Consider the following 25,654-nt stretch of genomic DNA (forward strand, 5'->3'; position numbering starts at 1 on the left):
ATGATGATTAAATTCATCCATCATGCTGAACAATATAAAATAACGTAAAATTAAGAGACGGATAACAGAATGAGCAAATTAGCCCCTTACTTCGGTGAATTTGGGGGACAATATGTCCCAGAAATTTTAATCCCAGCACTTAAACAACTTGAAGATGCTTTTATTGAGGCACAACAAGATCCTGAATTTTTACGCGAATTTCATGATTTATTAAAAAATTATGCAGGCAGACCAACCGCATTAACGTTATGCCGTAATCTCACTGAAGGTACAAAAACCAAGTTGTACTTAAAACGTGAAGATCTCCTTCATGGTGGTGCTCATAAAACTAACCAAGTTTTAGGCCAAGCACTGCTTGCCAAACGTATGGGTAAAACGGAGATCATCGCAGAAACGGGAGCAGGTCAACATGGCGTTGCAACAGCACTTGCTTGTGCTCTTCTAAATATGAAATGCCGTATTTATATGGGCGCAAAAGATGTCGAACGACAATCACCAAATGTTTTTCGTATGAAATTAATGGGTGCAGAAGTTATCCCTGTTCACAGTGGCTCCGCAACACTTAAAGATGCATGTAATGAGGCACTCAGAGACTGGTCTGGTAGTTATGATACAGCTCATTACCTGTTAGGAACGGCGGCTGGTCCTCATCCATATCCAACGATTGTCCGCGAATTCCAACGAATGATTGGCGATGAAGCGAAACAACAAATCTTAGAGCGTGAAGGTCGCCTTCCAGATGCTGTCATTGCCTGTATTGGTGGTGGTTCTAATGCTATTGGACTATTTGCTTCATTTATTCCTGAAGAAGATGTGCGTCTTATTGGGGTTGAGCCAGCAGGATTAGGAATTGAAACAGGCCAGCATGGTGCACCATTGAAACATGGGCGTGTTGGTATCTATTTTGGTATGAAATCCCCTATGATGCAGACTGATGAAGGTCAAATTGAAGAGTCCTATTCTATTTCAGCAGGGCTTGATTTCCCATCTGTAGGTCCACAACATGCACACTTAAATAGCATTGGCCGCGCTGATTATGTCTCTATCACTGATGATGAAGCACTAACTGCGTTTAAAGTACTTTGTCGTAAAGAAGGTATCATCCCAGCCCTTGAGTCATCTCATGCTCTAGCTTATGCCCTTAAATTAGCAGAGCAAGATCCAAATAAAGAACAACTATTTATTGTTAATCTGTCAGGCCGCGGTGATAAAGACATTTTCACAGTACATGATATTTTAAAGAGTAAGGGAGAAATCTAATGGAACGCTACACTGAACTTTTTGAACATTTAAATAAAACTAATCAAGGTGCTTTCGTTCCATTCGTCACTTTAGGCGATCCTGATGCTGAACTTTCTTTAAAAATAATAGATGCATTAATTGAAGGTGGTGCCGATGCACTAGAAATTGGAATTCCTTTTTCAGATCCATTAGCTGATGGTCCAACAATTCAAAATGCAAACTTGCGCGCATTTAAAAGTGAAATTACGCCGACATTATGTTTTGAATTACTCAGCAGAATACGAAAAAAACACCCGCACATTCCAATTGGGTTATTAGTTTATGCTAATTTAGTCTTTACTAAAGGTGTCGACCATTTTTATGCACGCTGCCAACGTGCAGGTGTTGATTCTGTATTAGTTGCAGATGTGCCGATGAAAGAATCAAAACCATTTCGGGAATCAGCTATTGCACATAATATAGCCCCTATTTTCATTTGCCCGCCAAATGCAAATGATGATTTACTGAAAGAAATTGGCGAATATAGCCGAGGTTATACCTATCTATTATCGCGTGCGGGTGTGACGGGTACTGAAAAACGTGCTGAATTACCACTCACTCACCTTATCAACAAATTAGATCAATATCATGCTGCACCCGCTTTGCAAGGTTTCGGAATTTCTGAACCAGCCCAAGTTGCTGAAGCTATTTCTAATGGTGCAGCTGGTGCTATCTCAGGTTCTGCGGTTGTCAAAATCATTGAAACTCATTTGAAAAATCCTGAAGTTATGTTGTCTGAGTTAACTCAGTTTGCAGCAAAAATGAAATCAGCAACACTAAAATAATGATATTTATACCATTATCGTCATACAAAAATGGCGATAATGGATGTACCCCTTCTTTATTTCTTCTATTAAGTTGAATTTTCATCAATTTGTATCAATACTAAAAATATCAGTCAGAAATAGTCTGATGTTTCAGGTAAAGCTGTATAAAACAATAGTACTGTATTTTGTAACCTGAATTATTTAGGAGAAAAGCATGAAATTGTTCAAAACAGTAAGTACATTCTTTATTGCCTTAATTATGGGATTAACACTTTCAGCTTGCGCACCAACCAGTAAAACTGAAGGTACGGGTGGCTATATTGATGACACTGTCATTACCACGAAAGTAAAATCAGCTTTATTGGCTGAAAAAGACCTTAAATCAACACAAATTAGCGTTGAAACATTTAAAGGTCGAGTACAATTAAGTGGTTTTGTTAATTCTCGAGCAGACGCAAATAAAGCCATTGAAGCGACTAAGCAGGTAAAAGGCGTACAGTCAGTAATAGATTCGATGAAAATTCGCTAAGTATTTATCATTATTTAATCTACAATATCAGCTCTTATTGAGCTGATATTTTTATATAATATTTGCTATTTTTAAAAATCGTATTCTTGAATTTCTATTTGAGAATTCGTCAATCTCATAGAAATTCAATCATATCGTTAAGAAAGACAATTTGTATTTATATAATGAATTCTTTTGCCAGAATATATGTTTTACCATACATATATTATAAAAAATCCAAGAGTTAAAAACTCTCGGATTTTTTATTTTCATAGCTAAATTTATTTTTACATCCGTTGTAATATAAAAAATTGTGAAGTTATTACGCTAAGCTAATTGCTTAGAAGCGGTAACCTGCACCAAACATGAATACAAATGGATCAAGGCGAGTTTCAACTTTATGTTGTTCTCCACCCGCTTTAAATTTAACGTCAGTATTAATATCCATCCACCAAACAGATGCGTTCAACATCCAGTTGTCAGTTAGCATATAGTCCATACCCGCTTGTGCCGCAACACCCCAAGAACTAGAGAGATCAAGATCACTCAATCCAGCACTCTTTCCTGTATTATTAAATTTTTCATCAAAGAAGAAGGTATAGTTAACACCAGCACCTAAATAAGGGCGTAATTTATCTTCTTTACTACCAAAATAATATTGAGCCATTAAAGTTGGTGGCAAATGTTTAACTGTTGCTATATTACCAGTAAGAGGAGTCCCTACTTTATGTTCGAAGGGAGTTGCTGCTAATAATTCCACACCGATATTATCTGTAATTAGGTAACTGAATGTAAGACCTAATTGAGTATTATTATTAACGTTGAATGAACCTGTTCCAGGTAGTACTTCACTTGAACCTGCATTAGGGCGTACTGTTGCTGTACCCGCACGGAAAATAAAATCGCCAGCTTCGTGAGCAAATGAAACAGCTGGTGCTAAAGTCGCAGCAGCCAAGACAAGCGCAGTAAGTTTTTTCATTATTAATCCCATTCCTGTATTTTTATTTCAGCTAAAATATTTTGGTTAAAATATATCGCTTATTTTTATTTAATGTTCAAATCAAGATCACATACTTTAATAAAGTTTGCTAAATCTGACTAGATGAAACTTATTATTTCATCTGTATAAATTTGTATTTTGATTTAAATCAATTTTCTCTATATATCCATAAAAATAATAAAATGATCCCGATAGAAAATATATAAACTCGTCACTTTATAAATTGCATTTCATATGCAATTTATATTTTTGTGATTCTTAAATTTATAAATTTATTTTTTACCATGGAATATTCATTACGCTGACTTATTCATAGAGCCTTTTTTCACATCTTTTCCTACCTAACAGCCACATACTCAGATACAATCACGTAAAAATTTTGTCCCATTTGTAGGTAGGAGCAGTTACATGTCCATTTCGGCTAACTCACTCATCAGTGATAGCATCAATTTTTTTAAGAATCAATCAAGTGGCCTATCCACAATTATAGTTTTAGCAACTGCGGTAAGCACAATTATCTATGCATTAATGATCCCCAATGCAGAAATGATAGCAACATTCATTAATACACTGGTGGATGCACAGACTAAATTCATTGACGCTGGCAATGATGGAATGCAAAGTTGGATACAGGATCTCCCTGAAGACAATAGAAGCAGTATTATGAGAGTGTCATTAGGATTGCTGCTTTCTGTCACAATTGGTCGATTAGTTTTGATTTGTGGTGTTTTATCCTACATTGCTAGATTATCTCGTGGTGAAAATATAACAGCTATTCAAGCGTTAACATCTTCATTACCTAAAGCAGTTTCCATGTTCCTGCTGTTAATTATCTGCTCTTTATTAGTTCAGCTGGGCATCGCTATTATGATTGTACCGGGCGTCATTTTTGCTATCGGTTTCTCTCTGGCTCCGGCAATACTTATTAGTGAAAATATTAATGTTTTCAGTGCAATCGCTAAAAGTTGGAAGCTGGCCTATGCAAATTGGCGTTTTGTTTTTCCCATCATTTTAATTTGGATGGCAACACAAATGTTGGTTGGGCTGTTAATCAGTAACCTCAACCTGAATCATATTGTAGGCAATGGTTTATCTTTTTTACTTAATAATGTTATTGCTGCTTTTGCGCTGATTTATTTCTATCGTCTTTATATGTTAATCTCGGAAAAACAATAAATTATCTAAGATATAACAACAAAAACGGCACCTATTATTGTGGGTGCCGTTTTTTTATATCAATGATAGATTATTATTCATCTCATAAAGATACTTATCTAATAAGATATCTATTCACTATCCTCATCCGATTTCAGATTAATTTGTTGCTTACTTTGTATCAAACGAATGGCAAAATAAATATCTGGAACAACAAGCAAATCTTCATCTGAACGATTAATTTTATTTTGCTCAAGCCAACGATTTATTGATGTTCTTCTTCCAGCAAGGACTAATGTTACCCCTTTAGCTTTTAGAGAAGTCACAATATCATTTAGGGCTGAAAAAACACTTACATCGTTATGGGTGAAACTGACCGCTGCATCAACAATAACCCAAGCAGGTCGTTTAGGTTGATTATCAAGATGTTTATTTAAACGCTCTTTAAAGTAATTCACATTAAAATAAGTTAATGGTGAGTTAAAACGATAAATTAACATCCCTTCAACAGGTTCAATATCATTATCTTTGGCTATCGAATGTAACATTCCTTGCTCATCGACACCTAAAAGCTGATCTGTAGGCCTAAAAATAATACGAATAAATTGAAGCAATCCGAGTAAAACCGCTAAACCAACACCATTTATCAAACCTGAGACAAGAACAGCAAATAAAGTGAAAATACATAAAGTGAATGCTTCACGATTACGCTTACGCATTGAAAATATATTGCGAACGCTCAGTAATGACCAAGTTGACACAATCAACACCGTGCCTAAAGCTGGCATCGGAATATAACCAAGTAAATCAATTGAGAAAAGTAAAACAGCTAAAATCGTCAATGCCGCAACAATTGAAACAAGTTGGGTTTTCCCCCCCATCATATCGTTTACCGCGGTACGGCTACTTGCTGCGCTGACAGCAAAACCTTGTGATAGCGCTGAGGCAATATTTGCCAAGCCTAAAGCGCGCAACTCTTGGTCTGCATCAACGGTATAGCCATTTTTACTTGCAAAACTTCGCGCAGTCATCATAAAACTAACAAAGCTAATCACCGCTAAGTTCAATGATGGAATAATAAGATCCCGCATTAGCCCAGGGTCAAATTGTGGCATAGGCACAAAAGGTAAGCCATCGCCTAAATTACCTACTGTGCGGATCCCATATTTTTCGACATCAAAAAATAGACTCACCATGGTGGCGATTACCATTGCTATCAATAATGACGGCCACATACGACGAAATTTTTTAATCACAATAATGATAATAAATGTCATTGCCGACATAATAAACGTAGGCAAGTTAGTCTCTAATAGTGCTTTTGGAAAAGCGATTAGCAGTTCAATAAAACCAGACGGTAAAGATCCAATACCAAACACTTTACCTAGTTGGCCTAAAATAATGGTTAATGCAACGCCGTTTAATAACCCTTGCAAAATAGGACGAGATAAAAAATCAGCAAATGTCCCCAAACGAAAACGCGCGGCAATTAAGCACCAAACCCCAGTCATAAAGCTCATGACCATAATCAACTGCCAGCGAATGGTATCATCCCCCATTGCTAAAGGACTGACAGCAGCAGCAATCACCGCACAAGTTGCGGCATCAGGGCCAATAATTAATTGTTTTGATGTCCCAAATAAAGCATAGATAACCATCGGTAAAATACAGGCATATAACCCAATGATTGCATTAATTCCCATCAACTCTGCGTAAGCAATCGCAACAGGCAATGCAACGGCAGCCACTGAAAGTCCAGCTTTGATATCTGGTCCTAAATCTGCGAAACGATAATTCAATAACGATTTTAAACCCGGCATCCAGACAAACAATTTTGCCTTTATCATTGTTCTAAATTTCTCTAAAAATTAGTAAGTTAAGTTATTATGATGAATAGTTATCTGATATTTCTAGTCTTATCCATAACCTAAATCAAATATTCGTAAAATAATGAAAAAGGATTGGCAATGCATCATGTTTATTGGTAAAAAGGAGCAAATTTTTAACAATTTACGTTATAGTACTTTAAATACACCATCATCACGTAAGGCTTTGGTATTCACTGTTATGAAACAACTTATTGATTTTATCCCGTTAGTAATTTTTTTTATTGTCTATAAAAGTTATGATATTTTTTATGCAAGTGGCGCTTTATTAATTACAACCCCATTAGCATTACTCGCAACTTACCTTATTTATAAAAAAGTTGAAAAAGTTGCCAAAATTACCTGTGTTGTTGTCATGATCTTTGCATCTTTGACACTGATTTTCCATAGTGCTGACTTTATTAAATGGAAAGTGACTATTATCTATGCAGCATTTGCCTTGGCACTATTAATCAGCCAATGGTTTACTGAAAAACCGCTCATTCAAAGAATGTTAGGCAGTAACCAAGAAATTAAATTACCAGACAGCAATTGGGCTAAATTAAATAGTGCATGGGCTATATTCTTTATTGTTTGCGCCCTTCTTAATATCTATATTGCATTTTGGTTATCATTAGATGCTTGGATGAATTTCAAAGTATTTGGTTTAACTGCGGGAACCTTGATTTTTACTGTCCTGAGTATTGTCTATATTTACAAAAATATGGCTAAAATCCACTCAGAAGAAAAAAATGAAAAATCATAAGTCTATTAGATTCTTACTTTTGATTTCCCATCAATAAGCCGTCATATTCAGTTCTAGCCTAAACATACAGTTATAAAATTGTCTCCTTTAATTGAATTAGTGTTAAAGGAGACAAATAAAAACGCTTGATAATCCACCCTACCAGCATGAATAATCTATGAGCGCCTTCCTAACGACTCTTGTATCTTTTTATCTGTATTATACTGTGATAATGCATATACAGACCAAATAGCAGCGGGGATCCAACCAATTAAGGTAATTTGCAAGATAAGGCAAATAATCCCTGAAATTGGGCGGCCGATAGTGAAAAATTGTAACCATGGCAAGAGTAATGCTAGTATTAATCTCATTTCACCTCCTAGAATTGAGTGAATAATGAATAACTCAACAAGCCGAAAATGAATTACATAACTTAAACTCATTATAGCTAGCCTAACAAGATCATTAAATACAAAAAACAATTCTTATCATATCTTTGCATTATTATGGCTACTGTCTATCTAATTTAACAATGAATTATCTGCAATTTGCACTTTAATTTGGTGATTTTTATAGCAAGAAAATCACCAGTTTCTGATTCATAGTGACTAAAAGTAGACTTGTAGTTTATGATTAGCCCCAATAATAAAGTCACAACATTTTAAGCAAAGAGTTTGATATGGAATTACCAAATGGGGAACTTGTTTTACGTACATTAGCCATGCCTGCCGACACAAATGCCAATGGTGATATCTTTGGTAGTTGGTTAATGTCTCAAATGGATATTGGTGGCGCTATCTTGGCAAAAGAAATTGCCTTAGGCCGTGTCGTCACAGTTGCAGTCAACGGTATTAAATTTCAAAAACCCGTTGCAGTTGGTGATGTGGTTTGCTGTTATGCTCGCTGCATAAAAACGGGGAAAAGCTCGATTACCATTAATATTGAAGTTTGGGTTAAAAAAGTTGCAACTAAACCGGTTGGTCATCGTTATAGAGCAACTGACGCTGTTTTTACTTATGTTGCCGTTAATGAAGATAATACAGCGCGTGAACTTCCCGAAGAAAAACGAAACTTCCAATTAGCAGGAACGGCTGAATAATCCATTTTTAATTAGCACTTCCCCATTCATTTTAAAATTATGGGGAAGTGCCATTCGCATTCAACATAGAACGCTTAATTATGCTTGGCTAACTGAGCCATCCATTCTGAAATAAATTTCAGTTATGTAACCTTTGGCGGGTAATTTTTCATACTTCCAACGATTCATTGCGCGTTTAACATCTCTTTCAAACAGACCTTTAGGTGATGTTTCAATAAATTCAATATTGGTTACTCGCCCATCATCATCAATATCATAGCGAACTTTAACATAACCATCTTTACCCAAACGACGTGCGCGATCTGGATAAGAAGGAAGCTGTTTACTTAACGCTTTTGGCCCACGATGATGATTTGATTGTTGATTAGTCGCACCCGTATTTGTTTTTGCTGATGTAACATTCTTATTTAAACTATGCGCACTGCTATTCATATCTGACAGCGATTTCAGATCATTTTTTGCCAATTGTTTTTCAACTGGTTTCGCCTCTTTTTTAATTTCACGCTTCTCTTCTTTTTTCGGCTTTGGTTTTTTCTTAACTTCAGGCTTTTTTTGCGGCAAAACAATGGCTGGTTCAACGACAGGCTCAGGCTCAATGATAGGCTCGGGTTCAGGCTCTGGCTCCGGAGCAACTTGAGGCTCAGGTTCTGCGGCTGCCGGCTCTACAGCAGGTTCCTCTGATTCAAAAGCAACCATTGCTATCATCATCGGCTCAGGTGCAGCGGTCATTTTTGGCTGATTGAATATCCACACCATAGCAAGACCTACATGAATGGCTAATGTGAAAATAATAATAAGAGGCCAACGGATCCAACGCATATGAATTTTCTACCCTGTAACGATAAAACTAAAGAATATGACCGATAGTTTAAATGCAAATAGCAATCATATTCAATAACGTTTGTTGTTCAAAGTGAAAATAGTCAGATTTACCTTCAATTTACCCACTCATTCCATTGAGTAAATAATAGTGAGCGACGTCTTTTATATATGTCTATTTTTCTTAACGCGTAAATACGCATATTACGTCTCGAATGCCCTTCTAGCCAGCGTCTACGTCGACGTAAAGATTGTCTTAGCATCCGCCAACGACCCACTTCATGTCTACTACGTTTCATCTTTTATCCTTTTAAAAACTTAATTTAATCAAATTATCATTTGACGAAGATTATAGACCTTTACCTAACCGTGCCAAGAATGATCCCGTAAAAAAGTCCAATTCCTCGCCAATTTGATAATAATGAAAATAATTTTTACCAAATATATTATTAAAACGGCATAAATTATAAGGCTATTACAGAATAAAAACAGACTAACCTGAACAATATTCAATATATGATGCAGTCCAATGGTAATAGCAACAATTTGAACTATAATGAACTTCCGTTAGTAGAATTCATTGTCTTTTCATTATTAATCTATAATATCTATCGAGGCTTTTAATCCTAAACTTTGCTAAATTCTATTATGTTTTAGCGTTGAATATTAATTTGTAGAATCTCTTCTATTTTTGATTATTTTACACTCTGCTAGTCTAGTTATGAGGCATACAATTCATTATGGCAACAGTTTATACCCTATTGAGCTGGTTTTTGTTTTTCTTCTATTGGTTAGTAATTGCAGCAATTACCGTGCGAATTCTGGTAAAACGTAGGCCAGTAACCTCTGCCATGACATGGTTATTAATTATTTATATTCTGCCATTGGTCGGGATTATTGCTTATATCGCCTTCGGGGAACTTCACCTTGGTAAACGCCGTGTTGATAAAGCGCAGCAAATGTGGCCTTCTGTAGCAACTTGGCTTGAAAACTTACGCCATTCTAAACATATTTTTGCCTCAGCAAACAGCGCCGTTGCAGAGCCACTTTTCCAACTTTGTGAAAAAAGACAAGGAATCGCTGGCGTTAAAGGTAATCGTATTCAATTAATGACAACGAGTGAAGAATCACTCAAAGCCATTGTCAACGATATTAATAATGCACAAAACACTATTGAAATGGTTTTCTATATCTGGCAACCGGGTGGTTTGGTTGATGGCGTCACGGAAGCCTTGCTGAATGCCGCAAAACGTGGTGTAAAATGTAGAATAATGGTGGATTCAGCAGGAAGTTGGCATTTCTTCCGGACAGATTATGCAGAGAAAATGCGTGCGGCAGGTATTCAATTTGTTGAATCTCTTAAAGTTAACCTGATGCGTTTTTTCTTGCGCCGCATGGATTTGCGTCAACATCGCAAAATAATTGTAATTGATAATTATATTTCTTACACCGGCAGCATGAACATGGTCGATCCTCGCTACTTCAAACAAGATGCAGGCGTTGGTGAATGGGTCGATATTTTTGTTCGTATGGAAGGACCGGTTAGTACCACTCTTGGTATTGTTTATGCTTTTGACTGGGAGATGGAAACGGGGCAACGTATTTTACCGCCGCCGCCAGATACGAATATTATGCCTTTTGAGCAGGCAAATGGTCACACTACCCAAATGATTGCATCAGGTCCGGGTTTCCCTGACGAGTTAATTCAACAATCATTGATGACAGCAATTTTTTCAGCTCGCAAGCAGTTAATAATGACAACGCCTTACTTTGTGCCGAGTGATGATTTATTGCATGCTATCTGCACCGCTGCTATGCGTGGCGTTGATGTTAGCATTGTCATGCCACGGCAAAACGACTCTTTCCTAGTCCGTTGGGCAAGTCGTTCGTTTTATACTGAATTACTTGAAGCGGGTGTGAAGATTTATCAATTTGAAGATGGTCTATTACATACTAAAAGCGTTTTAGTTGATGGCGAATTGAGTCTTGTGGGTTCTGTTAACTTAGATATGCGTAGCTTATGGCTAAACTTTGAAATTACCGTTGTCATTGACGATAAGAATTTTGGTAGTGACCTCACTATTGTCCAATATGATTATATTGCGCGTTCTACTCGCCTAGAACTTGATGAATGGGAGCAAAGGCCATTCTGGAATCGTATTGTTGAACGTCTTTGCTATTTCTTTAGCCCATTGTTGTAAGTTACGATAAATTTAGGCTGATAGCTTTTAGTGATAATTTTATGACTCATTTAAGTAATATCAGCCTATTTCTTTGTCTGGCATTCGTTTTTTCATCAAACTTAATGGTATCCTTAAAGGTAAGACATCAGCATATCCGGTTGCGTATTACTCTCCATCACTAAATTAATAAATTCTAGGAATTGTCATGACCAAAACATCCCCTGTAAATCTTATCGATGAAGATGAAATCATTGAAATTGCCTATGACTTATTTCTAGAAAATGCGATGACTCATTTAGAACCAGCTGACCAAGTTTTGTTCGCGCTACAGTTTGAAGATAATGGTGCTGCTGAAACTGTCCCTCTTAGCGCTCATTGGCAAGATGTCATTCAACCTGATTTTATTTTGGAAAATTTTAGTGAAGTGATTATTGGTTTAGCCGAATCTGAACAAGATGAAATTAATGATATTTTTGCGCGCATTTTAATTAGTCGTGATCCCACCTTCCCTTTTTCGCATATTCTCTGGAAACATTAAGCTTTCAATAATTTTTTAGCTAGTAAGCTCAATGTAATTTTGATTTATCGTTTTATTTATAAAGGCAAATGGTGAGTTTTTATTGCTCACCATTTATGCCATTAAATTTTATAACGGGTCGACTTTCAGACAAGATACTGCATGTTTAAAGCTCCCTTCCATCAATGGTCTTGTTTTTGCACATCCTTCATCTGCTAATGGGCAACGTGTTCTAAATACACACCCCGTCGGTGGATTTATTGGTGAAGGCAATTCTCCCTCAAGCAATTCAATAACCTTATTCTTTTCCTTATCAGGATCAGGCACAGGTACGGCTGACATTAATGCCTTTGTATAGGGGTGCAATGGATTATTATAAACTTCGTCATAAGTCCCTAATTCGACAGCATGACCTAAATACATCACTAATACGCGATCTGAAATATGTTTTACCACCGCTAAATCATGGGCGATAAAAATTAATGACAACCCCATTTCACGCTGTAATTCTTGTAATAAATTCACAACCTGCGCTTGAATAGACACATCAAGAGCAGAAACGGGCTCATCACAAATAACCAATTTTGGCTCTAAAATTAGCGCTCTCGCAATACCAATCCGTTGGCATTGTCCACCAGAAAATTCATGAGGATAACGGTTGATTAAGTTGGGTAATAAACCCACTCGCATCATGATCTTCTTCACTTTTTCAGTGACTTCAAATTGAGGCATTTTTGGATAATATGTTTTCAGTGGCTCAGCAATAATATCGCCAATGGTCATTCTTGGATTTAAAGAAGCCAATGGATCTTGGAAAATCATTTGGATATCGCTGCGAACATCTCGCCACTGCTTTTCATTCATCCCTAACAAATTTTGCCCTAACCAACTGACCGTCCCACCCGTTGATTTAACAAGCCCAATAATAGCGCGCGCAAATGTTGATTTACCGCAGCCTGATTCACCGACAACACCAAGAGTTTCCCCTTCATAAAGTCTCAGTGTGACGCCATCTACCGCTTTTAAGCTTTTATCCGGCTGCCAAAACCACTGTTTCTTGTCTCGGATGGAGAAATGCACTTTTAAGTCATTAACTTCCAGCAGAACAGGTCTATTTTCATGTAATGTCATACCAACTCCTCCACTGGTTTAAAGCAAGCGCGTAAACGGCTATTAGCATACGTGCTCAATGCGGGCTCTTGTTCAATACATTGAGTATTCGCATACTGGCAGCGCGGCGAGAATGGGCATCCTTTTGGTAACCTCAATAAATTGGGTGGATTTCCCGCTATAGTCGCTAAACTTGCATCATCGCTATCCAGACGCGGTACAGCTGCGAGTAGGCCTAATGAGTAAGGATGAGATGGCTGATAAAAAATATCCCTCGCCGTACCATATTCCATAGTACGACCTGCATACATAACCAAAACTTTATCGCAAACCCCAGCCACCACACCTAAATCATGCGTAATGAGAATGATCGCTGTATCAAACTCCCTTTTTAGTTCATTAAGCAATGTCATAATTTGCGCTTGTACCGTTACATCTAATGCTGTGGTCGGTTCATCCGCAATCAATAACTTAGGCTGGCATAATAATGCCATAGCAATCATGACGCGTTGGCGCATTCCACCTGAAAATTCATGTGGATACATATTCATACGCTTTCGAGATTCAGGCATTTTAACTGCATCTAGCATGCGTACAGATTCTTCAAAAGCCTCATGTTTGCTCATCCCTTTATGAAGCATCAATACTTCAGATAGCTGTGTTCCAATTTTTAAATAGGGATTCAGTGACGTCATTGGGTCTTGGAAGATAATTGAGATTTCTTCTGCACGCATACGGTTCAATGCTTTTTCTTTGAGATTAAGGATCTCGCGGCCATTAAATATTGCTGAACCACCGATGTGGCCGTTACGGGCTAATAACCCCATTAATGCAAATGCAGTTTGCGATTTACCTGAACCCGACTCACCCACTATTCCTAATGTTTCCCCTGCACGTAAATCAAAATTTAATTTATTTACAGCGGTAACATCACCATCTGGAGTCGAAAATGTGACATTCAGATCTTTTACACTTAACAGAGGGGTTGATGATTTAATTTCTGACATAATATTTCCCTCTAGCGATCTTTCGGGTCGAGGGCATCACGCAAACCATCGCCGATAAAGTTAAAACAAAAAAGTGTCACAACTAAAAAAGCCGCCGGAATTAATAATAACCAGGGCGTAACTTCCATTGAGTTTGCACCATCACTCAGTAAAGCCCCCCAACTACTTAATGGTTCCTGCGTTCCCAAACCAAGAAAGCTCAGAAATGATTCAAATAAGATCATACTTGGCACTAATAAAGAAGCGTAAACAACCACAACACCAAGTACATTAGGGACAATGTGACGCAAGATAATATGACGAGTGCTTACCCCACAAACTAAAGCAGCTTCAATAAACTCTTTGCGTTTTAAACCCAATGTTTGTCCGCGAACAATACGCGCCATATCCAGCCAAGAAACCATACCGATAGCAACAAAAATAAGGAGAATATTTGTCCCAAACAATGTCACAAGCAAAATAACGAAAAACATAAAAGGAAAGGAGTTTAATATTTCCAGCAATCGCATCATGATGGAGTCAACTTTACCGCCAACATAACCTGCAAGTGATCCGTATAATGTTCCAACAATCACAGCAACAATTGCAGCGGCAACACCAACCATTAATGAAATACGCCCACCAATAGCAACCCTTACTAATAAATCACGACCGGATGCGTCAGTGCCAAAATAGTGGCCACTTTCCATATCTGGCGGCATAGACATCATTTCCCAGTCTGTATCATCATATAAAAATGGGGATAGCATGGGGGCAAAAATAACAAATAAAGTAATCAAAAATAACATACACAAGCTAAAAATAGCGGCGCGGTTATGAATAAAACGCCGTCTTGCATCCTGCCATAAACTACGCCCTTCAATATCTAATTGCTCTGAAAGTTTTTCTAGAGCTTCACTATTTTTTTTATTTAATAACATAGTGCATCCTCCAGATTAGTAGCGAATTTTAGGATCAATAACCGCATATAGCACATCAACAATTGCGTTAAAGGCAATGGTCAAAACACCAACTAAAATCGTTAAACTTAGAACTAATGAATAATCTCGGTTAAGTGCCCCGTTAACAAATAATTGGCCAATCCCCGGCAAGCCAAAAATAGTTTCAATCACCATAGAGCCTGTAATAATACCGACAAAGGCAGGTCCCATATAAGAAATAACCGGAAGCAACGCTGGTTTTAAGGCGTGTTTGAGCACAATTGTACGCAATGGCAAACCTTTGGCACGCGCTGTACGAATAAAGTTTGAATGCATAATCTCAATCATTGAACCACGCGTAATACGTGAAATGCTGGCAATATAGGCAAGAGACAAGGCCACCATTGGCAAAATCATATGTTTAAGATTACCGCCATCCCATCCTCCGCCAGGAAGCCATTTTAAATAAATAGCAAAAATCAGCACCAATAATGGGGCAACAACAAAGCTTGGAATAACCACCCCCGTCATGGCAAATCCCATCACAGTAAAATCCCATTTCGTATTTTGATTAAGTGCAGCAATAATTCCGGCAGACACACCAAAAATTACCGCGATGATAAAAGCTGTTGCGCCTAATTTCTCTGAGACTGGAAATGCTTTCGCGACTAATTCATTAACACTGTAATCTTTATATTTAAATGACGGGCCAAAATCACCTTTAGATAACTGCACCAAATAACTAAAGTATTGTTTATACATTGGGTCATTTAAATGGTATTTAGCTTCAATATTAGCCATAACTTCAGGAGGAAGTTTACGCTCTCCGGTAAATGGACTACCCGGCGCAAGGCGCATCATGAAAAAAGAGATAGTGATAAGAATAAAAAGTGTCGGAATTGCTTCAAGTAAACGACGAATAATAAATTTAAACATTGCTCTTTCCTACTTCTGTCACTGAGTCTGATCAATAATCATATGATTAGCCTGCTCTGAAAAGCAGAGCAATGATTGCTGTGAGATGAAAAATAGATTTTCAAATCATCTTATCAGGCAAAAATCAGTAGACTGACCTTTCTCTCTATTATGTTATTTGCAATCTACTGACTTTCATCAGTAGATTGCATCAGCACCCTAATATTTTAAAAAGGTGCCCTATTTATTAATGCTTTTTAATATAGAGATCTTTGGTATGCACATAATCTAATGGATCCTTACCGGTATATCCACCAACATAAGGCTTCACTAGACGTGTATTGACATAGTAGTAAAGTGGAACTATCGCAGAATCTTTATCCAATTGCTTTTCTGCTTGGTTATAAAGATTAGCGCGGTCTTCATCAGTTTCAACTCTTAATGTTTGCTTCATCAGAGCATCAAACTCTTTATTTTTATAATGCACAGTATTATTACTGCTATTGGAAATTAACATATTAAGGAAAGCAGATGGTTCATTATAATCAGCGCACCAAGCTGCACGCGCAACATCATAGGTTCCTTGATGGCGACTATCTAAGAATGTTTTCCACTCTTGGTTTTCTAATTTAATTTCTGCACCAATATTTTTCTTCCAAATAGAAGAGGCAGCAATCGCAATTCGTTTATGTAAATCAGAGGTGTTATATAACAGATTAAATTTTAGCGGATTAGATTTATTATAACCGGCCTCTTCAAGTAGCTGTTTTGCTTTTTCATTACGCTGCTCTTGAGTCATATTGCCATACCAATCAGGTTTTTCTGCTTTCATACCGTTGGTAAATGGAGGGGTAAAACCGAAAGCGGGAATATCACCTTGAGCTTTCACTTTATAAGTCACAACATCTCTATCCATTGATAATTTCAACGCTTCTCTAACACGAGGATCATTAAATGGCGGTTTTTCATTATTAATTTCATAGTAATAAGTGCACAGATAAGGATTAACACGCAATTCATCTGGCATGTTTTTTTCTAATGTCTTGAACTGCTCAATCGGTAAATTACTATAAGTCATATCTATTTCACCACTACGGTAGCGGTTTACATCAGTGACTTCAGACGAAATAGGTAGGAATGTAACTTGGTCAATAACGGTATTTTTGTTATCCCAGTATGTTGGGCTACGCTCAAGAACAATTCGTTCGTTAACTGTCCAATCTTTTAGTTTATAGGCACCATTACCAACAAAGTTTTGCGGCTGTGTCCACTTAGCACCATATTTTTCAATTGTTTTTTTATTTACTGGTGACATTGATGAATGCAATAAGAGTTGAGGAATATAAGGAACCGCCTCTGTTAGCTCAAGCACTAAAGTATGATCATCTAACGCTTTAACCCCTAACTCTTGTGTTTTTTTCTTACCAATAATAATGTCATCTGCATTTTTAATATGCGCATTTTGCAAATAACTTGCATAAGGTGATGCTGTATCAGGGTCAACTAAACGTTGGAAGCTATATACAAAATCATGAGCCGTGACAGGGTCACCATTTGACCATTTTGCATCTTCACGAATTTTGAAAGTCCACTCTTTAAAATCTTTATTTTCCCAACTGACCGCAGCGCCAGGTAACAGCTCTCCTTCAGGGCCTGTAATGGTCAGTCCTTCATAAAGGTCACGTGCAAGCGCTGATTCAGGAACACCTTCAATTTTATGTGGATCAAGTGATTGTGGCTCTGAACCATTATTACGAACCAAAGTTTGTTTTTCTGCAAGCTCAACACCTGCCGGTACAGTTGCAGCTAGACTAGATGCCATTCCTGCACTCATCAGGGCAGTCACGACACTTAAAGAAACCATAGTTTTACGGATATGTTGACTCATCTTATTCATTACTCCCACACCTTAATACATTGTTGTGAATAAATAGTTGTGTTGTTTGTTTTCAAAAAGCGTTGCCTAACTAAAATAAAGGTCACTATTATATTAATTATTTAATCACTATTTATTAGTTTGACTTATATATAACCGTTTAATATCCATATAATCAAGAAGGGATTTATCTTTAACTTCAACAAGTGAAGTCAGTTAACTTTTTTCGTTCCTACACAGATTCAAAAAACATCATGTTATATTCTTTGCAAAATGCCATGTTGATGAAATTAGTCTATATTTTGCGCTAAAATGCCCCTTTTCTCCTAAAAATATAAATATCACGAATGGGTAACAAAAAATCTCTTATAGTGCAAATAACAAGATGGTAACCAAATTAAACATATTATTAACACTTCGCAAATTAAATAGTACAAAAACTTATTCAGCTCACAGTTTTATATTTTTTCATCCTTGTTTAGCTAAAAAAGCAACATATTACTATTGCCATCACACATGACAACCACCATAAAATGTTATGCATTAAATAAGTTGATTAAGCGTTTGAGTAAACCGTATTAGGCCGAAATGAGCCGTAGTCACCACTGATAATGGCGACTACATTACAATAAATCGTTATCTTGATGATTACGTTATGGTTAAGTTAACGTATTGGTGATGATGAGACTGAACAAAATATTAACAAATATCTCAATAGTGGTTAAATATTATCCCTGCCAAATACCACATTTCCCTCTATAAATGTTTTAAATCATCGGGGATATTTTTCTTTAATATTCGCCAAAAGTCCTCTGCGGTTTTGTTTAATCGGGTATCCATACGATAAATATAAGCTTGTATTGGGATCGTTAACTCTGGCGTATCAAGGCAAACTAAGTTTTTTTCTCTTAATTCATTCTCAACAGAATAGATAGGTAACCACGCAATACCATGTCCATCCAATACCATGTTTTTAAGAAGTTCACTCATTGATGACATAAAGAGTGTTTTTGAACTAATTGCACCAAATTCACTTAAACGACGATTAACTAACCTGCCCATATAAGATGCACTTGTGTAGTTTAATAAAGGCACTTGTGGTTGATAAATATCGAATAGTGGTTTGCCAAATTCATCCGCGGCGCATATTGGGTACAATTCTGACTCAAACACATTCAAAGAAGAAAATGGTGATTGCATTAAATCCTCATCATAAAATGAAATAATAAAATCACTTTTACCTTCCCTTAAGGTGTTAACTACTTGAACAACATCAATCGCTTCTACATGGTAAACAAACTCTTCACCATAACCGGATAATGCGTGCACCAATTTCGGCAATAATGTAAGTGATAATGAATGCGCGGCTGCAATTTTAATATTAGGCAAACTCAAAACATTATGGCCAGATAATTCATTCAAATTACATTCTAGTTGTTGTAAAAGGCTGCGTGCTTGGGAGTGAAAAATTTTCCCTTCTTCAGACAGTTGTAATGGTGACGTTGTTCTATCAAATAATTCTACCCCAATTGCTTCTTCTAATGCTTTAATCCGACGGCTAAATGCAGGTTGAGAAATATTTCTTTGTTCCGCAGCATGGGAAAAATGCCGACAAGATTCCAGTGTTAAAAAGTCATATAGCCACTTTGTTTCTATATTTTTCATGTTATTAAGCCTTAAGTGGACTCGCGGTTAAATATAAAATAGTAAAGATATTTTTATTGATATTTAACGTTAATTGTTAGTTAAATTATAAAGAGAACATTGTAGATTCATTATTTGTATTATGCATAAGGTTAACGTTTAAAACATTAATAAAAATCAAAATCCAAACCTATTTATTTTAAATATCACCGCAAAGCCTATCCTACACTGCCCTCCCCTAAAAATTGAATAAAAAATTTAATTTTAGAATCATATTTCTAATGCATGTCTTGCATCATACCATACTTACTTGCATTTCTCTTTCTAGATAACCCCTGATAAATATTATTTATAAATTAATTCAGTTTAAAAAAGTTAATAAATTAAATATTAACTTCCATCTTAAATAACGATGCATTTTATTTTCCTTAATCCAAATAAATTAGGGTAACAAGATCACAAAAATAGGAAACATAATGATGAAAGGTTTAATTGGTGTACTCGGTGGAATGGGCCCAGCTGCAACTGTCGATTTATTTAATAAGTTTGTAACTTATACCGTCGCAAATAAAGATCAAGAGCATATTCCGTTAATCATATCATCCATCCCTGACATTCCAGATAGGACGGAAGCTCTGTTAAACCATGGCAAATCCCCACTGCCATTAATGACAGATTATTTAAAAAAGCTGGAGAATGCTGGTGCAGAATGTATTGTAATCCCCTGCAATACAGCACATTTTTGGTTTAACGAACTTAAAGAAGCTTGTCATGTCGATATACTCAATATTGTTGAAACAACAATGAACGAAGTTCTCGCTACCAAGAAAAAGAATATAGGTCTACTTGCAACAAATGCCACCATGTCCATGGGTTTGTATCAAAAAAATATAGAAAGCAAGCATCTTAATTGCATTACTCCAGATAAAGCTAGCCAAGAACAAGTAATGAAAAGTATCTATTTATTAAAATCAGGAAATAAAAAAATGGCTGAAAGGATCATGAAAGAGCAAGCTAATTTATTATTTCAAAAAGGGGCTGAGGTTATTGTTTTAGGTTGCACAGAAGTGCCAGTCATTCTTGAAAATGAAACAAGAGAATATCCCGATAAATATATCGACTCAACTAGCTCATTAGTGAGAGCAAGTATCCATTGGTATGAAAATAGAATGGATAAACAAAATTTAATAATAAACAAAAACGGATAAAGAAATCTAAGAATTATATTAATTAACAAATTTAACTATTCACTATTACTAATGATAATATATTGTCTATTGGAGACTACTATGGTTTGGCTAGAGATCATTGTCGTATTAGGTGCAATTTTCTTCGGTATTCGCATGGGCGGAATTGGTATTGGCTTATGCGGTGGATTAGGACTCGCTATATTAACAATTGGATTTGGTTTACCAATAGGTTCCCCACCCGTCGATGTTATTTTAATTATTATGACTGTCGTCGTTGCCGCTTCCGCACTACAAGCCGCAGGTGGTATGGATTATTTAGTCCGTATGGCCAGTAAATTTATGCGTAAAAATCCTAAATACCTGAATATTATAGCGCCCATAACAACTTGGGTTATGACTATCATGGCAGGTACAGGTTTCATTGTGTTTTCTATGCTACCTGTCATTGCTGAGATTGCAAAAGATTCAGGGATCCGCCCATCACGACCATTAGCAGGTTCAGTTGTGGCTTCGCAAATTGCGATATCAGGGTCGCCAATTAGTGCTGCGATGGCGGCCATGTTGACCATCATGGAAGCAAATGGCGTCACTTTTCTGGTTGTTATGGCCGTTTGTTTACCTGCATCATTTGTTGCAGCAATGGTTGCTGCCTTTATTGCATCACGCCAAGGCTGTGAACTTGAAGATGATGACGTTTATTTAGAGCGCTTGCAACAAGGCCTGGTCAGTAAATATGAAGATAAAAAAGGAGAAAGCACACCAAGAGAGAAATTTTCAGTTGTCCTGTTCATCATCGCCACTATAGCGATTGTCATACTCGCCGCGTTCCCACAATTACGCCCAGGTTTTGATATCGGTAAAACAATGGGAACACGTGATATCATTATCATTTGTATGTTAAGCGCAGCATGTTTAATGGTTGTATTCTGTAAAACATCACCAAATTCTATTGTTCTCGCACCAACTTTCAGTTCAGGTATGAGTTCCCTTGCGGTTATTCTCGGTATTGTGACATTAGGTACCACTTTTGTTGATGCACATATGGACCAAATAAAAGATATCGCTGGAGGCGTTTTATCAGCCTATCCGATTTTGCTGTCTTTAGTTCTGTTTTGTACCTGTGCACTGCTTTATTCGCAAGGAGCAACAACACCATTAATTATTCCACTCGCTATCGCATTAGATGTACCAACATGGGCAATTTTGGCCTCATTTGTCGCCGTCACCGGGGTATTTGTTCTACCAACCTATCCAACCTCGTTAGCGGCCATCGAGTTTGACTCAACAGGCTCTACACGAGTAGGAAAATACATTCTTAATCATCCATTTATGCTACCAGGATTAGGCGGTATTATCGCTGGGGTCGCCTTTGGATTTATTATCGCACCTTTGATTGTTTAAGATGCCAATAATTATTTAAAGCAATAATATGCCTCTTGATTATACGTATTGATCAAGAGGCTGTTGCATTTTAGTAAAGCCACAAAGCTTCTAGTTATTAATACAATAACCCATTAGTTGAAATACTTAACTTTAAGCATAATTAAATATGCAGAAATATTAGTGTATAACTTTGCATTACAGTCACTTTCATGTTTCGACAAATTTGTTTTAAGAACGCCATTAACAAATTTCCATATTTAGTCACTCAATATACTAATTAAACTCATAGATATTGATAACATTCAATTAACCTTACCTTATAAACAATATATAGGAAGAAAAACAGAAATGACATTGCGCTAGGAATAAACGCAAATACATAACAACCAATTGATTTATAAAGTATATATTGATTAATAAATTAATCGTTAAGATCAAAAAGGATTAAGAGCCAATAAATCAACTATCTTATTATCAATGTAAAAATGTATTGATAACAACGCGAAACTAAAATAGACATGCTGAATGGAGTCAGCTTTGAGTTTTTATGATTTAGATCACATTAATTCACGTAAATAATGTTAATCTGTATGCAACTGATAAGTTGAGTTGATTTACAAAAAGTGTGGTTTTTATTATTGATTTAAAAGCTTTTTAAGCCAATTAGCGAGTAAATAACAAAAGTATAATAAAAAATATAATCTATAATAAACTTTTATGTTTTTTATCAATCGTTATTCATTTTGCATGCACTGCTCATTGGCTTAAAAAGTTTAACATTTATCAGGAGTAATCTCTATGTCAGTAACTAATGTTACCGAACTCAATGACCTCGTTGCTCGTGTCAAAAAAGCTCAGCGTGAATTCGCTAACTTCTCTCAAGAAAAGGTTGACCGCATTTTCCGTGCTGCTGCTCTTGCTGCTGCCGATGCGCGTATTCCTTTAGCTAAACTTGCAGTTGAAGAATCTGGTATGGGTATTGTTGAAGATAAAGTGATTAAAAACCATTTTGCTTCTGAGTATATTTATAATGCCTATAAAGATGAAAAAACTTGTGGTGTGCTTTCTGAAGATCCCGCTTTTGGCACAATGACCATTGCAGAGCCAATTGGTATCATTTGTGGTATTGTTCCGACAACTAACCCAACTTCCACTGCGATTTTTAAATCATTAATCAGTTTAAAAACACGTAACGCAATTATTTTCTCTCCTCACCCACGCGCTAAAGATGCGACAAATAAAGCCGCAGAAATCGTTTTGAATGCAGCGGTTAAAGCTGGGGCACCAAAAGACATTATTGGCTGGATTGATGCACCTTCTGTCGAGTTATCTAACGCATTAATGCACCACGATGATATCAATCTGATTTTAGCCACCGGCGGTCCTGGTATGGTTAAAGCAGCATACAGCTCAGGTAAGCCTGCGATTGGTGTTGGTGCAGGTAATACGCCAGTTGTTATTGATGAAACCGCCGATATTAAACGTGCAGTAGCTTCTATATTAATGTCAAAAACATTTGATAACGGGGTTATTTGTGCATCTGAGCAATCCGTTGTTGTTGTTGATGAAATTTATAACCAAGTCCGTGATCGTTTTGCAAGCCATGGCGGCTATCTCCTACAAGGCAAAGAGTTAAAAGCTGTTCAAGACATTATTTTGAAGAACGGCAATCTTAATGCTGCGATTGTTGGTCAACCTGCTTATAAAATTGCTGAAATGGCTGGCATTACTGTTCCTGAATCAACAAAAATCCTGATTGGTGAAGTTAAAAACATTGATGATTCAGAGCCGTTTGCTCATGAAAAACTGTCACCACTACTTGCAATGTACCGCGCTAAAAACTTTGAAGATGCAGTTGAAAAAGCAGAATTACTTGTCGAATTAGGTGGTATCGGACATACATCTTGTCTATATACAGATCAAGATAATCAAGGTGAACGCATTAAATACTTCGGCGAGAAGATGAAAACAGCGCGTATCTTGATTAACACGCCTGCATCACAAGGTGGGATTGGTGATTTATACAACTTTAAACTCTCTCCTTCATTAACCCTTGGTTGTGGTTCTTGGGGTGGTAACTCAATTTCAGAGAACGTTGGACCAAAACACCTGATCAACACTAAAACTGTGGCGAAAAGAGCTGAAAATATGTTATGGCATAAACTTCCTAACTCAATCTATTTCCGCCGTGGTTGCTTGCCAATCGCTCTGGAAGAAATAGCAACTGATGGTGCAAAACGCGCATTTATCGTCACTGATGGTTATTTATTTAATAATGGCTATGTTGACGATGTCGTCAGTGTTTTGAAAAAACATAACATTGAAACAGATGTATTCTTTGAAGTTGAAGCAGATCCTACCTTATCTGTTGTGCGTAAAGGTGCCGCTCAAATGAACGCGTTCAAACCTGATGTCATTATTGCATTAGGTGGTGGCTCCCCAATGGATGCTGCGAAAATTATGTGGGTTATGTATGAGCACCCAGAAACGCATTTTGAAGAACTGGCTTTACGCTTTATGGATATCCGTAAACGTATTCACCGCTTCCCTAAAATGGGTGTAAAAGCAAAAATGGTTGCGATTACAACAACTTCAGGTACTGGTTCGGAAGTCACACCATTTGCGGTGGTAACAGATGATCAAACAGGTCAAAAATATCCTCTGGCAGATTATGCATTAACACCAAATATGGCTATCGTTGATGCAAACCTTGTAATGAATATGCCAAAATCATTAACGGCTTTTGGTGGCTTAGATGCAGTGACTCATGCTTTAGAAGCATATGTCTCCGTTTTAGCTAACGAATATTCGGATGGACAAGCTTTACAAGCGCTAAGCTTGCTTAAAGATTACCTACCCGCTAGCTATCATGAAGGTGCAAAAAACCCTGTTGCAAGAGAACGCGTGCATAATGCAGCAACAATTGCTGGTATCGCTTTTGCAAACGCCTTCTTGGGTGTATGTCACTCAATGGCGCATAAACTGGGTTCGGAATTCCACATTCCGCATGGTTTGGCAAATGCCCTGCTCATTTGTAATGTTATCCGTTACAATGCAACTGACAACCCAACTAAACAAACTGCATTTAGCCAGTATGATCGCCCACAAGCTCGTCGCCGTTATGCGGAAGTCGCCGATCATTTAGGTCTAACTAAAGCCACTGATCGCACTGATACTAAAATTGAAAAACTGTTAACTTGGCTTGATGAAATTAAAGCGGATTTAGGTATTCCAAAATCAATTCGTGAAACGGGTGTGCCGGAAGCTGATTTCTTAGCTCGTGTTGATAAGCTTTCTGAAGATGCGTTTGATGACCAATGTACTGGAGCAAACCCACGTTACCCATTAATTTCTGAATTAAAACAACTGTTACTTGATTCTTATTATGGCCGTGAATATTCAGAAGAAGCTATCACAGTAGAAGCACCTACCACAGAAAAGAAAAAGATCGCTAAAAAATAATTAGTTAATACTTAATGTACAAAAGGCACTGTTTTAAACAGTGCCTTTTTATTTGCCAATCTTATCTCAAATACATGAGTATCTTTTAAGCATTATTTGAATATAAAAGATAATAGAGGACGTTTAGTCAACCTACACAATATTTAATTGAGTTCTTACAAATAAATTTAGTCAATACTTTTATCACAAAGATATCCCTAACATATAT

Annotated in this window: 22 protein-coding genes; 11 read left to right on the top strand and 11 right to left on the bottom strand. The window is 36.8% G+C overall.

Features of this window, described 5'->3' with window-relative positions:
• Positions 1 to 69: 69 nt before the first annotated feature.
• The 3 genes from trpB (at position 70) to OO7_RS09665 (ending at position 2,577) form a co-directional block, all read left to right on the top strand.
• Positions 70 to 1,260 carry a tryptophan synthase subunit beta gene (gene trpB, locus OO7_RS09655; protein WP_008915765.1) on the top strand — a complete coding sequence of 397 codons (1,191 nt, stop codon included), beginning with the start codon at positions 70 to 72 and terminating at the stop codon, positions 1,258 to 1,260.
• Positions 1,260 to 2,066, top strand: a complete 807-nt coding sequence (trpA, locus tag OO7_RS09660) for a tryptophan synthase subunit alpha (protein ID WP_008915766.1) — start codon at positions 1,260 to 1,262, stop codon at positions 2,064 to 2,066. Before trpB ends, trpA begins: the two co-directional genes overlap by 1 nt.
• A 196-nt stretch (positions 2,067 to 2,262) precedes the next feature.
• Positions 2,263 to 2,577 carry a BON domain-containing protein gene (locus OO7_RS09665; protein ID WP_008915767.1) on the top strand — a complete coding sequence of 105 codons (315 nt, stop codon included), beginning with the start codon at positions 2,263 to 2,265 and terminating at the stop codon, positions 2,575 to 2,577.
• A gap of 319 nt (positions 2,578 to 2,896) precedes the next feature.
• On the opposite strand, the gene ompW is transcribed toward OO7_RS09665, so the two are convergent.
• The gene (ompW, locus tag OO7_RS09670) at positions 2,897 to 3,535 is read right to left on the bottom strand and encodes an outer membrane protein OmpW (RefSeq protein WP_008915768.1); all 639 of its coding nucleotides are present in this window, start codon (positions 3,533 to 3,535) and stop codon (positions 2,897 to 2,899) included.
• A gap of 429 nt (positions 3,536 to 3,964) precedes the next feature.
• Between ompW and OO7_RS09675 the strand changes: the two genes are divergently transcribed.
• Positions 3,965 to 4,732 carry a YciC family protein gene (locus tag OO7_RS09675; RefSeq protein ID WP_008915769.1) on the top strand — a complete coding sequence of 256 codons (768 nt, stop codon included), beginning with the start codon at positions 3,965 to 3,967 and terminating at the stop codon, positions 4,730 to 4,732.
• A 110-nt stretch (positions 4,733 to 4,842) separates the two neighbouring features.
• Here the strand turns inward: OO7_RS09675 and OO7_RS09680 are convergent, their stop codons facing one another.
• Complete coding sequence (locus tag OO7_RS09680) at positions 4,843 to 6,558, bottom strand: SulP family inorganic anion transporter (protein WP_008915770.1); 1,716 nt, start codon at positions 6,556 to 6,558, stop codon at positions 4,843 to 4,845.
• 220 nt (positions 6,559 to 6,778) lie between these two features.
• Here OO7_RS09680 and OO7_RS09685 point away from each other — a divergent pair, with 220 nt between their 5' ends.
• Positions 6,779 to 7,342: a septation protein A gene (locus tag OO7_RS09685; RefSeq protein ID WP_008915771.1), complete on the top strand. Its 564-nt coding sequence runs from the start codon at positions 6,779 to 6,781 to the stop codon at positions 7,340 to 7,342.
• Between the two features lie 155 nt (positions 7,343 to 7,497).
• Here the strand turns inward: OO7_RS09685 and OO7_RS09690 are convergent, their stop codons facing one another.
• On the bottom strand, positions 7,498 to 7,692 hold the full coding sequence (locus OO7_RS09690; RefSeq protein WP_008915772.1) for a YqaE/Pmp3 family membrane protein: 195 nt from the start codon (positions 7,690 to 7,692) through the stop codon (positions 7,498 to 7,500).
• A gap of 308 nt (positions 7,693 to 8,000) precedes the next feature.
• On the opposite strand from OO7_RS09690, the gene yciA reads away from it, so the two are divergent.
• Complete coding sequence (gene yciA, locus OO7_RS09695) at positions 8,001 to 8,420, top strand: acyl-CoA thioester hydrolase YciA (RefSeq protein ID WP_008915773.1); 420 nt, start codon at positions 8,001 to 8,003, stop codon at positions 8,418 to 8,420.
• A gap of 78 nt (positions 8,421 to 8,498) precedes the next feature.
• Here the strand turns inward: yciA and OO7_RS09700 are convergent, their stop codons facing one another.
• Positions 8,499 to 9,239 carry a TonB family protein gene (locus OO7_RS09700; protein WP_008915774.1) on the bottom strand — a complete coding sequence of 247 codons (741 nt, stop codon included), beginning with the start codon at positions 9,237 to 9,239 and terminating at the stop codon, positions 8,499 to 8,501.
• 116 nt (positions 9,240 to 9,355) lie between these two features.
• On the bottom strand, positions 9,356 to 9,538 hold the full coding sequence (locus OO7_RS16500) for a YciY family protein (RefSeq protein ID WP_071524179.1): 183 nt from the start codon (positions 9,536 to 9,538) through the stop codon (positions 9,356 to 9,358).
• A gap of 441 nt (positions 9,539 to 9,979) precedes the next feature.
• Between OO7_RS16500 and cls the strand changes: the two genes are divergently transcribed.
• Together cls and OO7_RS09710 are read left to right on the top strand one after the other, a co-directional pair.
• Positions 9,980 to 11,440: a cardiolipin synthase gene (cls, locus tag OO7_RS09705; RefSeq protein WP_008915775.1), complete on the top strand. Its 1,461-nt coding sequence runs from the start codon at positions 9,980 to 9,982 to the stop codon at positions 11,438 to 11,440.
• A 187-nt stretch (positions 11,441 to 11,627) separates the two neighbouring features.
• Positions 11,628 to 11,960: an HI1450 family dsDNA-mimic protein gene (locus OO7_RS09710; RefSeq protein WP_008915776.1), complete on the top strand. Its 333-nt coding sequence runs from the start codon at positions 11,628 to 11,630 to the stop codon at positions 11,958 to 11,960.
• Between the two features lie 108 nt (positions 11,961 to 12,068).
• Here OO7_RS09710 and oppF read toward each other — a convergent pair whose 3' ends face one another.
• The 6 genes from oppF to hypT form a co-directional block, all read right to left on the bottom strand.
• A complete protein-coding gene (gene oppF, locus OO7_RS09715) occupies positions 12,069 to 13,070 on the bottom strand; it encodes a murein tripeptide/oligopeptide ABC transporter ATP binding protein OppF (RefSeq protein WP_008915777.1) in 1,002 nt (333 codons plus the stop codon).
• Positions 13,067 to 14,056: an ABC transporter ATP-binding protein gene (gene oppD, locus OO7_RS09720; protein WP_008915778.1), complete on the bottom strand. Its 990-nt coding sequence runs from the start codon at positions 14,054 to 14,056 to the stop codon at positions 13,067 to 13,069. Before oppD ends, oppF begins: the two co-directional genes overlap by 4 nt.
• Before the next feature lie 11 nt (positions 14,057 to 14,067).
• Positions 14,068 to 14,976 (bottom strand): oligopeptide ABC transporter permease OppC, encoded by a 909-nt coding sequence (gene oppC / locus OO7_RS09725; protein ID WP_008915779.1) that lies wholly within the window; start codon positions 14,974 to 14,976, stop codon positions 14,068 to 14,070.
• A gap of 15 nt (positions 14,977 to 14,991) precedes the next feature.
• Positions 14,992 to 15,912, bottom strand: coding sequence for an oligopeptide ABC transporter permease OppB (oppB, locus tag OO7_RS09730; protein WP_008915780.1), 921 nt, complete (start codon positions 15,910 to 15,912; stop codon positions 14,992 to 14,994).
• A gap of 226 nt (positions 15,913 to 16,138) precedes the next feature.
• A complete protein-coding gene (gene oppA / locus OO7_RS09735) occupies positions 16,139 to 17,779 on the bottom strand; it encodes an oligopeptide ABC transporter substrate-binding protein OppA (protein WP_008915781.1) in 1,641 nt (546 codons plus the stop codon).
• A 744-nt stretch (positions 17,780 to 18,523) separates the two neighbouring features.
• The gene (gene hypT / locus OO7_RS09740; RefSeq protein WP_008915782.1) at positions 18,524 to 19,432 is read right to left on the bottom strand and encodes a hypochlorite stress DNA-binding transcriptional regulator HypT; all 909 of its coding nucleotides are present in this window, start codon (positions 19,430 to 19,432) and stop codon (positions 18,524 to 18,526) included.
• Positions 19,433 to 19,890: 458 nt separating this feature from the next.
• On the opposite strand from hypT, the gene cuyB reads away from it, so the two are divergent.
• The 3 genes from cuyB to adhE all read left to right on the top strand — a co-directional run bounded on the left by cuyB (position 19,891) and on the right by adhE (position 25,446).
• On the top strand, positions 19,891 to 20,619 hold the full coding sequence (gene cuyB, locus OO7_RS09745; RefSeq protein WP_008915783.1) for a cysteate racemase: 729 nt from the start codon (positions 19,891 to 19,893) through the stop codon (positions 20,617 to 20,619).
• An 81-nt stretch (positions 20,620 to 20,700) separates the two neighbouring features.
• A complete protein-coding gene (locus tag OO7_RS09750) occupies positions 20,701 to 22,002 on the top strand; it encodes an anaerobic C4-dicarboxylate transporter (protein WP_008915784.1) in 1,302 nt (433 codons plus the stop codon).
• A gap of 780 nt (positions 22,003 to 22,782) precedes the next feature.
• Positions 22,783 to 25,446, top strand: a complete 2,664-nt coding sequence (gene adhE, locus OO7_RS09755; RefSeq protein WP_008915785.1) for a bifunctional acetaldehyde-CoA/alcohol dehydrogenase — start codon at positions 22,783 to 22,785, stop codon at positions 25,444 to 25,446.
• Positions 25,447 to 25,654: the final 208 nt, after the last annotated feature.

Origin of the sequence: Providencia sneebia DSM 19967, assembly GCF_000314895.2 — a bacterium.
In the GTDB taxonomy this organism is placed as follows: Bacteria; Pseudomonadota; Gammaproteobacteria; order Enterobacterales; family Enterobacteriaceae; genus Providencia; species Providencia sneebia.

Coding starts and splice junctions, on each gene's coding strand:
- OO7_RS09685 (WP_008915771.1), top strand. CDS start 6,779: ATGAAACAACTTATTGATTTTATCCCGTTAGTAATTTTTTTTATTGTC.
- yciA (WP_008915773.1), top strand. CDS start 8,001: ATGGAATTACCAAATGGGGAACTTGTTTTACGTACATTAGCCATGCCT.
- hypT (WP_008915782.1), bottom strand. CDS start 19,432: ATGAAAAATATAGAAACAAAGTGGCTATATGACTTTTTAACACTGGAA.
- OO7_RS09750 (WP_008915784.1), top strand. CDS start 20,701: ATGGTTTGGCTAGAGATCATTGTCGTATTAGGTGCAATTTTCTTCGGT.
- OO7_RS09680 (WP_008915770.1), bottom strand. CDS start 6,558: ATGATAAAGGCAAAATTGTTTGTCTGGATGCCGGGTTTAAAATCGTTA.
- oppB (WP_008915780.1), bottom strand. CDS start 15,912: ATGTTTAAATTTATTATTCGTCGTTTACTTGAAGCAATTCCGACACTT.
- OO7_RS16500 (WP_071524179.1), bottom strand. CDS start 9,538: ATGAAACGTAGTAGACATGAAGTGGGTCGTTGGCGGATGCTAAGACAA.
- OO7_RS09675 (WP_008915769.1), top strand. CDS start 3,965: ATGTCCATTTCGGCTAACTCACTCATCAGTGATAGCATCAATTTTTTT.
- oppD (WP_008915778.1), bottom strand. CDS start 14,056: ATGTCAGAAATTAAATCATCAACCCCTCTGTTAAGTGTAAAAGATCTG.
- OO7_RS09710 (WP_008915776.1), top strand. CDS start 11,628: ATGACCAAAACATCCCCTGTAAATCTTATCGATGAAGATGAAATCATT.
- oppA (WP_008915781.1), bottom strand. CDS start 17,779: ATGAGTCAACATATCCGTAAAACTATGGTTTCTTTAAGTGTCGTGACT.
- cls (WP_008915775.1), top strand. CDS start 9,980: ATGGCAACAGTTTATACCCTATTGAGCTGGTTTTTGTTTTTCTTCTAT.
- OO7_RS09700 (WP_008915774.1), bottom strand. CDS start 9,239: ATGCGTTGGATCCGTTGGCCTCTTATTATTATTTTCACATTAGCCATT.
- adhE (WP_008915785.1), top strand. CDS start 22,783: ATGTCAGTAACTAATGTTACCGAACTCAATGACCTCGTTGCTCGTGTC.
- cuyB (WP_008915783.1), top strand. CDS start 19,891: ATGAAAGGTTTAATTGGTGTACTCGGTGGAATGGGCCCAGCTGCAACT.
- oppC (WP_008915779.1), bottom strand. CDS start 14,976: ATGTTATTAAATAAAAAAAATAGTGAAGCTCTAGAAAAACTTTCAGAG.
- trpA (WP_008915766.1), top strand. CDS start 1,260: ATGGAACGCTACACTGAACTTTTTGAACATTTAAATAAAACTAATCAA.
- OO7_RS09690 (WP_008915772.1), bottom strand. CDS start 7,692: ATGAGATTAATACTAGCATTACTCTTGCCATGGTTACAATTTTTCACT.
- trpB (WP_008915765.1), top strand. CDS start 70: ATGAGCAAATTAGCCCCTTACTTCGGTGAATTTGGGGGACAATATGTC.
- OO7_RS09665 (WP_008915767.1), top strand. CDS start 2,263: ATGAAATTGTTCAAAACAGTAAGTACATTCTTTATTGCCTTAATTATG.
- ompW (WP_008915768.1), bottom strand. CDS start 3,535: ATGAAAAAACTTACTGCGCTTGTCTTGGCTGCTGCGACTTTAGCACCA.
- oppF (WP_008915777.1), bottom strand. CDS start 13,070: ATGACATTACATGAAAATAGACCTGTTCTGCTGGAAGTTAATGACTTA.